Here is a 3,392-nt window from a genome sequence, read left to right on the forward strand (position 1 = left end):
TGGGGGACAGTGGACCCACACTGGACCGCCTGTGAAGGGTCAACGCGGCTACCGTGGCCGGTGAATCGACGGTCAACTGCCCAGGGGTTGTGTCACAGACCTGGGCCGACCGTCACCTTCTGTAGGCATGAGCATGATGGAGGGACGAATGTCCGAGCCCCAGGCACCTGATCTGGACGCGCTGTCGCGAGTGGTTGCCGTCATCAACGGCAAGGGCGGGGTGCTGAAGACGAGCATCGTCGCCAACATCGCCGGATCTCTGGCGGCCAAGGGCAACATGCGTGTACTGGCGATCGACCTCGACATCAGCGGCAACCTCAAGCTTGACCTCGGGCTCATCGACCCCGAGCTCGACGACGGCGGCAAGGGCATGGTGGACGCGGTCTGGTCGGGGACCCCGCTACCGATCGTGCGCAATGTCCGCGAGGGCCTTGACTTCATCTACGGCGGCCGGAACCTCGAGATGCTCGGCCAGCTGGCCAAGATGCCTTCGGCGGAGGATCTGCCGGCCGGCTCGGTGGCTGCGGAGTTCGCGACCCGCCTTGCCGAGGTAGCCGACGACTACGACCTCATCTTCATGGACTGCCCGCCCGGAAACGGCGAGCTGCAGGACATGGCCTTGGCCGCCACCCGCTGGGTCCTCATCCCGACAAAGACCGACCAGGCCTCCTGGGACGGACTCAAGGGCGTTGGGCCACGGGTGCGTAGGGCCCGGCAGAGCAATCCTGAGCTTTCGTACCTGGGAGTGGTGGTCACCGCCCACAACCCGGCAGCGACGCGGGTGCGCCGGAATACGAAGGCCCGCCTGGATGAGGTGGGGGAGAGCGTGCCACTCATGGAGACGTTCGTCCGCCACTCCGAAACAGCCGCACACGACTGTCGGTCGCGGGGACAGCTGGCGCACGAGCTCGCGCGCGACGTGGTGGCCTCGCGGGCCCAGCGGCTGACCGCGCTCACCGCCCGTCGTAAGGGTGACCCGGCCAGCAACGTCATCGCCCTTCCGACCGCGCTGTCCGGCTCTGCCGACTCCCTCGCCGGCGACTACACCCGCCTCGCCCAGGAGATCTGCGACCGGATCTCTGCCGCTGAAACGGCGCAGGACGCCACAGCAGGGGAAGGTCAACACCGATGAGCAGCAACCAGGGCGCCGCGCGCGAAGTCGAGCCCGGGCGCCTCAAAGACTTCGAGGCAGACGACCTCCCCGATGTCACCAGCCTGACCCTGCCTCCGCGCCGTAGGCGCCACGCACCGACAGTCGGTGCTGACGACGTCGTGACAGTGACTCCACAGCCGACCGAGGTTCCTGCCGTATCACCTGAGCCGGTCACGCCGGCGGCCTCTGAAGAGCCCGCCCCCAAGCCTCGTCGTCGGCCGGCCGAGAAGGCCGCGTCGACGGCGGCGGCGGACGATGAGACCGCGCCCGCCACCAAGGGCCCCGAGCAGCGCGTCCGCCCGTCCAACGTCCACATCCCCGTATGGCTCGTCGAGCCCATCGCCGAAAAGCACACCGCCGAGGGCCTGTCCAACGGCGAGATCATCATCAGCGCGATCGAACGGGCCTACCCGCGGCTGAAGGACTTGATCCACCCCGTGACGGTCTCTGGCGGCTCACTGTTCGCGTCCCGCCGCTCACGCACCTCGAGGGCCGGCGACGGGCCGCTGACCCCGCTGAACTACCGCATGCGGGAGGAAGACTTCTCCACGCTCGACCACCTCGTAGAGGAGCTGAACGCCAGCTCCCGCGGCCACCTGATCACGGTCGCCCTCACAGACTTCTTCGGCCCCACCAACTGACCGACCCTTCCAACCAACCCAGGGGGAGCTTTCGCCATGTCACTCGACACCGCAGCAGAGACCAACAGGAAATCCAGACGAGCCAAGGACGCCGACGCCGCGCCAGTGGCAGCCCCGGGGGAGACCCTGGCCCCACCCCCCAAGCTGCGTCGCCGTCCCGTCCTCATCGCTGGGTCCGTCGCGGCGATTTGCCTGGGGGCACTGCTCGCGGTGTGGGCGTACACGTCGACGAGCTCCGCGCAGGATGTCATCGCGGTCCGCACCACCGTGCACCGCGGCGAGCTGATCACCCGTGAGGACCTGATGACGGCCAAGCTCGGGGTCGACCCGGCCCTCAAGCCGATCTCGGCCGACGACTTGGACAGCGTGGTCGGGAAGCGAGCGGCGATGGACCTGGCCGCTGGGGGCCTGGTGACCCAGGAGGACCTCTCCTCATCGGTGCTGCCAGCCAAGGGCATGTCGATCGTCGGCATCAGCCTGACGCCGGCGATGAGGCCGGCTACCGAGCTGCAGACCGGCGATGACGTCCGCATCGTCTCCACGCCTGGCGACCAGGGCGACGCGACCGCCGGCGACCCCGTCGCCATCACCGCGACCGTGGTCGAGGTCCGCACCGCCGCCGACAGCGGGCAGACCGTCGTCGACGTGAGCGTTCCCGACACCGCCGCCGCCCAGCTCGCCGCCCGCGCCGCCACCGGCAAGGTCGCCCTCGTCCTGGACAGCCGGGAGCGCTGATGTCCCTCATCGTGCTCACCTCCGCGAACGGGTCGCCCGGGGTGACGACCACCGCCCTGGGCCTGGCGTTGGCGTGGCCCCGCCCGGCACTGCTCGTTGAGGCCGACCCCACCGGCGCGTCGGGGATCCTCGCCGGCTACTTCCGCGGCGAGGTCAACCACACCGCCGGCCTGATCGACCTGGCCATGTCCCACCGCCAAGGCACGCTGGCCGAGGACCTGCCCAAGGTGACCATGGCGATCCCAGGTAGCGCTGCGCAGCTCTTGCCGGGCACGAGAGCGCACAGCCAGTCCCGGAGCCTGCTTCCCCTGTGGGAGCCGCTGGCCGGCGCTCTGCGGGCCTTGGAGCGCACCGGGCAAGACGTGATCGTCGACGCCGGCCGGCTCGGCCTCAACGGGGCCCCTGAGCCGCTGGTCCACGCCGCAGACCTGGCTCTTCTGGTCACCCGCAGCACGCTGCCGGCGTTGGCCGGGGCGAAGTCGTGGGCCGACACCCTGCGTGCGGAGTTCGAGCGCACCGGCGCCTCCGCCAACCTTGGCCTCCTGGTCGTTGGCCAGGGCCAGCCCTACGGGCCCCGCGAGGTCAGCAAGGTCCTGCAGATCCCGGTCACCGCGACGCTGGCTTGGGATCCGGTCTCGGCCGAGGTGCTGTCCCGCGGGGCCAGCCAGCCCCGCAAGTTCGAGTCCGCCTCACTGCCACGCAGCCTTCGCGCGGCGATCTCCGAGATTCAGTCCGTCTTGCACGCCAACCGCGCCGAGCTCGGCGTCACCCCGGGGGAGGGGGACCACCATGTCTGAGCACGAGACCGAGATCCAGGATCCGTCGGCGCTGCCGCTGTTCGCGACCGTCCCTCCCGCGCCGGC

Annotated in this window: 4 protein-coding genes; all 4 read left to right on the top strand. The window is 69.9% G+C overall.

Going from position 1 to position 3,392, the window contains the following annotated elements; all coding sequences use genetic code 11:
- Window positions 1-148 precede the first annotated feature (148 nt).
- Genes L0H79_RS21495 through L0H79_RS21510 form a run of 4 tightly spaced genes read left to right on the top strand, consistent with a single transcriptional unit; the run spans window position 149 to window position 3,326 of the window.
- Window positions 149-1,132: a ParA family protein gene (locus tag L0H79_RS21495; protein WP_301486770.1), complete on the top strand. Its 984-nt coding sequence runs from the start codon at window positions 149-151 to the stop codon at window positions 1,130-1,132.
- Entirely contained in the window at window positions 1,129-1,794 is a 666-nt protein-coding gene (locus L0H79_RS21500; RefSeq protein WP_301486772.1) for a hypothetical protein, read from the top strand. The genes L0H79_RS21495 and L0H79_RS21500 overlap by 4 nt, the downstream gene beginning before the upstream one ends.
- A 36-nt stretch (window positions 1,795-1,830) precedes the next feature.
- A complete protein-coding gene (locus tag L0H79_RS21505; RefSeq protein WP_301486774.1) occupies window positions 1,831-2,529 on the top strand; it encodes an SAF domain-containing protein in 699 nt (232 codons plus the stop codon).
- The gene (locus L0H79_RS21510; protein ID WP_301486775.1) at window positions 2,529-3,326 is read left to right on the top strand and encodes a hypothetical protein; all 798 of its coding nucleotides are present in this window, start codon (window positions 2,529-2,531) and stop codon (window positions 3,324-3,326) included. The genes L0H79_RS21505 and L0H79_RS21510 overlap by 1 nt, the downstream gene beginning before the upstream one ends.
- Window positions 3,327-3,392 lie beyond the last annotated feature (66 nt).

The organism is Intrasporangium sp., from assembly GCF_030452765.1.
GTDB lineage: Bacteria > Actinomycetota > Actinomycetes > Actinomycetales > Dermatophilaceae > Intrasporangium_A.